Source organism: Burkholderia sp. Se-20378 (genome assembly GCF_017104665.1).
Taxonomy (GTDB): Bacteria; Pseudomonadota; Gammaproteobacteria; order Burkholderiales; family Burkholderiaceae; genus Burkholderia; species Burkholderia lata.
In genome coordinates this window covers 1-5349 of record NZ_JAAGPG010000561.1, presented here as the reverse complement: position 1 = coordinate 5349, position 5349 = coordinate 1, and the positions used below count along the sequence as shown (strand labels likewise).

General features: G+C 70.3%; 5 protein-coding genes. 2 read left to right on the top strand and 3 right to left on the bottom strand.

Translation table 11 applies throughout. The features are described 5' to 3' along the window. Window positions 1–12 precede the first annotated feature (12 nt). On the top strand, window positions 13–858 hold the full coding sequence (locus tag G3N93_RS33630; RefSeq protein WP_174944827.1) for a helix-turn-helix domain-containing protein: 846 nt from the start codon (window positions 13–15) through the stop codon (window positions 856–858). Between the two features lie 30 nt (window positions 859–888). On the opposite strand, the gene G3N93_RS33625 is transcribed toward G3N93_RS33630, so the two are convergent. Continuing rightward, window positions 889–2100, bottom strand: coding sequence for an MFS transporter (locus tag G3N93_RS33625; RefSeq protein ID WP_174938288.1), 1212 nt, complete (start codon window positions 2098–2100; stop codon window positions 889–891). A 70-nt stretch (window positions 2101–2170) separates the two neighbouring features. On the opposite strand from G3N93_RS33625, the gene G3N93_RS33620 reads away from it, so the two are divergent. Then, window positions 2171–3220 carry an AraC family transcriptional regulator gene (locus tag G3N93_RS33620; protein ID WP_174938286.1) on the top strand — a complete coding sequence of 350 codons (1050 nt, stop codon included), beginning with the start codon at window positions 2171–2173 and terminating at the stop codon, window positions 3218–3220. 72 nt (window positions 3221–3292) lie between these two features. On the opposite strand, the gene G3N93_RS33615 is transcribed toward G3N93_RS33620, so the two are convergent. Then, on the bottom strand, window positions 3293–3460 hold the full coding sequence (locus G3N93_RS33615) for a hypothetical protein (RefSeq protein ID WP_174944821.1): 168 nt from the start codon (window positions 3458–3460) through the stop codon (window positions 3293–3295). 56 nt (window positions 3461–3516) lie between these two features. Next, window positions 3517–5349, bottom strand: a 1833-nt coding sequence (locus G3N93_RS33610; RefSeq protein ID WP_206134904.1) for a DUF3857 and transglutaminase domain-containing protein, incomplete at its 5' end; no start/stop codon positions are given.

Below are 5349 nucleotides of genomic sequence, written 5' to 3'. Positions count from 1 at the left end.
CTGGGAGGCACGATGAACGCCAGCCGCCGCGAACCGCACGCGCCGACGCACGAACTGGGCCAGTTGCTGCGCTACTGGCGCGATGTGCGCGGCGTGAGCCAGCTCGACCTGTCGCTCGACGCGGGCATCTCGCAACGCCAGATCAGCTTCATCGAAAGCGGACGCAGCGTGCCGGGCCGCGACACGCTGCTGACGCTCGCGCAGACGCTGGACGTGCCGCTGCGCGAGCGCAACGCGCTGCTGCTCGCGGCCGGCTATGCGCCCGTGTATTCGGAAGCGCCGTGGGATGCGCAGGAGATGCAGGGTGTGATCGGTGCGCTCGAGCGGGTCGTGCGCCAGCACGATCCGTTTCCGGCGATCGTGATGGACCGCCACTGGAACGTGCTGATGACCAACGACGCGGCGCCACGCTTTTTCGGCTGCTTCATCGACATGGCTGCGCGCGAAAGCCCGCGCAACCTGCTGCGCCTGATGTTCGATCCGCACGGGATGCGGCCGTTCCTGGCCGACTGGGAAACGGTGTCGCGCAGCCTGCTGCAGCGCGTGCACCGCGAATCGGTCGGGCGCGTGATCGACGACGACACACGGCAGCTGCTCGACGACCTGCTCGCGAGCCCCGATGCGCCGCGCGACTGGAAAACGCCGCCGGCACCCGCCGCCGCACCGTCGCTGCCGGTCATCCCGATCGGCTTCGTGCACGAAGGCGTCGTGCTGCGTTACTTCTCGCTGGTCACGACGGTGGGGACGCCGCAAAGCGCCGCCGCGCAGGAGTTGCGCATGGAGTGCATGTTCCCCGCCGACGACGCGACCGAAGCGCGCCACCGGCAGTTGCTCGACACGCACGCACCGGTGCGCTGAGCGGCGGGCCGGGCGGCCCGCCGGTGCCGGTCATTCCGCCAGCGCGGGCACCACGCCGACACGCTTCGGCACGCCGGTCACGATCGTCGCAACCGCGACGGCCAGCACGACGGCTGCGGCCACGAACACGCCGGCCGCACCGTTCGCGTCGAATACGACGCCGCCGGCTGCCGCTCCCGTCGCGATCGCAAGCTGGATCGCCGCGACGATCAGCCCGCCCGCGCTCTCGGCCTCGTCGGGCACGGTACGCGTGACCCACGTCGACCAGGCGACGGGCACGCCGCCGAACGCCATCCCCCACAACGCGACGAGCACCGCGTCGATCATCGGCGCGCGGCCGAGCGCGACGAGCGCGACGCCGAGCACGACCATCAGCGCGGGCATGCCGATCAGCATCGGCCGCAACCGGTGTTCGAGCACGCGGCCGGCGAGCGACGTGCCGACGAAGTTCGCGATGCCGTAGCCGAGCAGGATCGCCGACAGCCCGTTCACGCCGACGCCCGCGACCTGCTCGAGGAACGGCCGCAGGTACGTGAAGAACGCGAAGTGCCCGGTGAACACGAGGATCGTCGCGAACATGCCGAGGCCGACGGTCGGCCGGCGCAGCACGTCGACCAGCGTGCGCAGCCGCGTCGTGCCGCTCGGCGGCATCGACGGCAGCGTGAGGATCTGCGACACGAACGAGAGGCCGCCGAGCGCGGCCGCGATCAGGAACACGTTGCGCCAGCCGATCAGGTGGCCGAAGTAGCTGCCCATCGGCGCGGACGCGATCGTCGCGACCGCCACGCCGCTGAAAATGATCGACAGTGCGCGCGGCACCATCGACGTCGGCACGAGCCGCATCGCGGTGGCCGTCGCCATCGTCCAGAAGCCGCCGAGCGCGATGCCGAGCACGACGCGGCCGATCAGCAGCAGCGTCAGGTTGGGCGCGAACGCGACCGCCAGGTTCGACGCGACGAGCAGCACCGAGAACACGAGCAGCACGCGCCGCCGGTCGATCGTGCGCGTCAGCGCCGAGATCAGCAGGCTCGTGACCAGCGCGACCGTCGCGGTAGCCGTGACGGCCTGCCCCGCCACGCCTTCGGTCACGCCGAGGCTGTCGGCCATCGGCGTCAGCAGGCTGGCGGGCAGGAATTCGGCCGTGACGAGCCCGAACACGCCGAGCGCCATCGCGAATACCGCGCCCCAGGCCGGTTCGCGGGGGGCCGCCGTCGAGGCGGCCGAGGAGATTCCGGGATTCATGCGTGGTTCCGTGTCGGTTAGGGAAAGTACTGATGAGGGCGTATCGTAAGGAACCACGTCAGGACGGTCTATGACATACAATCCGTTCTTGTTGATCGAACGTCCGAATCTCGATATGTCCGAGCCCCTGCTTCCGCCCATCCCCGACGTGCACGACCTCGTCAGCGAGCTGCTGCTGGGGATGCGCCTGAGCGGTGTCCAGTACCGCCGCATCCAGGTCGCGCGGCCGTTCGGGCTGAATTTCGGCCATGTGACGGGCCGCGCGCAGTTCCATTTCGTCGGGCGCGGGCCCGTGCTGCTGCGCGACGCGTCGGGCGACACGATGCGGCTCGAGGCCGGCGATGCGATCCTGCTGCCGCACGGCGGCATGCACGCGCTGGTGTCGGACCCCGATGCACCGTGCCGCGAGATCAACGGCTTCGAGGTCGCGAAGATCTGCGATACGGTGGCGTCGGTGGCGTCGGCCGGCGTGTCGCCCGCCAGTTGCGCGACGACCGAGCCGGGCGCCGGCGATGCGCTGATCTTCAGCGCGTGCATGGAGCTCGATCTCGGCGGCATGCAGCCGCTCGTCGGCACGATGCCCGAGTTCATGCACGTCGGCACGCTGCTCGCGCGCTACCCGGAAATCCGCCCGATGCTCGATGCGATGGAGCGCGAAGCGTGCTCGGCGCGCGCGGGCTTCGCGGGCATCCTCGCGCGGCTCGCGGATGTGGTCGCGGCGTTCATCGTGCGCGGCTGGGTCGAATGCGGATGCGGTGATGCGACGGGCTGGGTGCAGGCGCTGCGCGAGCCGAAGCTCGGCCGCGCGATCGTCGCGCTGCATCGCGATCCGGGCCGCAACTGGAGCGTGGCGGAGCTCGCGACCGAAGCCGGCGTGTCGCGCTCGGTGTTCGCCGAACGCTTTCTCGCGGCCACCGGGATGACGCCGGTGCGCTACCTGACCGAACTGCGGATGCGGCTCGCCGCGCAATGGATCACGCGCGACCACGAGACGATCGAGGCCGTCGCGTACCGGCTCGGCTATGGTTCACTCGCCGCGTTCAGCCGCGCGTTCAAGCGCGTGGTGGGCAAGCCGCCGGGCGCCGTGCGCGCGGACGGCGAGGTGCGGGTCGAAGCGTAATGCGTGACGCGTGATGCTCGTGGCGACCGCCGGGCGTCTCGCGCAAGTCGCCGCCACGCGTGACCGCAGCGCTCAGTTGCTGCGCGCTGCCAGCCTGTCGACCAGCGCCGTCGCGCATTGCACGGCAAGCGCCGCGCACTGCTCCGCATCCACGACTGCACCGCTCGCCACGGTGCCCTGCACGATCCGGCCCAGCAAATCCTTCGAGAGATCGGCGATCTCGTAGTCCCGCTCAGTCATGATTGCCCTCCTGCGCGTCGACCGATGACATCGACACGCACACGTCCCCTACCCGTTCAACGCCCTTTCGCCCGCACGACGATCTGCGCCTGCGTGTCGCGTTCGATGCGTTCGAGCGACGCGCGCAGCGCCGTGAATTCGTCCGGCGTACACACCTGACGGCCGAAATTCGCCGTCATCCGCCGCGTGACCTGCACGACGCGCGCGGCCGCATCGAATACGTAATGCGACGTGAAGTCGACGAAGCGGTCGTGCACGGCCGTATCGGCCGGCAGGTCGGTCACCACGACGTCGGCCGGCAGCGCGACCTGACCGGTCTCGTCGAACGTGCCGCCGATGCAGCCCCACGGCTGCGTGCGCACGGGCTCGGCGAGCCAGTTCTCGACCTGCGTCGCGATGCCGCCCGTCAGGCTCGACAGCGCGGGCAACGCGGTCGTGCCGTCAGGCCACACGAAATGGTCGAGCGTGCCCGACATCGTCACGTCGAACGGCCCGTCGGTTACGCGCCGGTCGCTGGTCGACAGTTGCGCGCGGCCGCGCAAGCCGCTTTGCCGCAAACGGTTGTTCGCGAGCTGCGCGACGAGGTCGGGCGTCGCGCGGCGAAACAGGTTGCGTTCGAGTTCGGCCGTCCAGCCGTCGTCCTCGATGTATGCATGAAAACGCGTGGCGCCCGGCCCGGCCGCATCGATCTCGACCCGCGCGATGCGGCCGCGCGGCTGCGTGGCCGGTGTGCGCGACAGCACGCCCGTGTCGACCAGCAGCGCGGGACGGTCCATCACGATCGGCGGCAGATAGCCGAACGCGATGCCGGCCGTCGTCGTGTCCGCGTAGAGCGCGAGATCGGGCAGCCACGTGATCGCGTGATTGATCGCACCGCCGCCGTAGCCGGGCACCGACGGCAGCGTGTAGACGGACCCGAGATTGAGCAGCACCGGTTCGCTGCGGATGCCGACCGCCGCGAGCAACGCACCGAACAGCGCGACATGGTCCTTGCAGTCGCCGTAGCGGTTGCGCAGGATGTCCGTCACGCGATGCGGCGCGGCAGCCGTTTCGCCGAGAAACAACCCGACGTAGCGGATGTTCGCCTGCACCCAGTCGTACAGGATGCGGGCCTGGTCGCGCGGATCGGCAACACCCGCGGTGAGCGTACGCGCCAGTAGCGCGACGGCCGGATCGTCCGCGCCCGGATCGACGGCCGCGTTGCGATAGCGCGCGGCGAACGCCGCATAGTCGGGCAGCGTCGACACGACGAGCCGGTCGCCGTAGGTCGCGTAGCCGACCGCGCCGTTCTCGATGCGGTCGTACGGCCCGTGCCGGTAGTCGAATTCGTAGCGCGTGCGGCCGTTCGCGGTGACCGGCGGCAGCGCGACGTAGCCGCGCGCATCCGCGTACAGCGGCATGTCGGCCGGCACATCGAAAATCAGCCGCTGGCTGTCGACCGGCTCGCGCGACGGCTCCACGGTATAGCCGAAGTAGCCGCGGTTGACCGGCTTCGTGCGGGTCTTGCGGAACGCCACGCGCGTGCTCGACCCGGCTTCGACGCCGGGAAACACGACGGTGCGCAGCAGCCCGTCCTGGAACGTCGGCGCGCCGGCCGAGCGCGGCTCCTGCACGTCGCGGATGCCGTCCGCGCCGACCGGATGCGCGACCCCGTCTCGGTCGATCGTCTCGGCCGCGAGCAGGTCCACCTTCTCGAGATTCTTGTCGAACCACACGTAGCGCTGCGCGATGGCATCGATGCCGTTCGCGTCGTTCGCGCGCAGCGTCGAATCGTCGTGCTCGTCGAGCGCGCCGTCGTGCTGGATCACGAATTCGTGGACATCGCTGACGACCGTGACGGGCGCGTCGCCGCCCGTGTCGCGTGCGGCGCCCGGGTCGCGCACGTCGGG

Coding starts and splice junctions, on each gene's coding strand:
- G3N93_RS33630 (WP_174944827.1), top strand. CDS start 13: ATGAACGCCAGCCGCCGCGAACCGCACGCGCCGACGCACGAACTGGGC.
- G3N93_RS33625 (WP_174938288.1), bottom strand. CDS start 2,100: ATGAATCCCGGAATCTCCTCGGCCGCCTCGACGGCGGCCCCCCGCGAA.
- G3N93_RS33620 (WP_174938286.1), top strand. CDS start 2,171: ATGACATACAATCCGTTCTTGTTGATCGAACGTCCGAATCTCGATATG.
- G3N93_RS33615 (WP_174944821.1), bottom strand. CDS start 3,460: ATGACTGAGCGGGACTACGAGATCGCCGATCTCTCGAAGGATTTGCTG.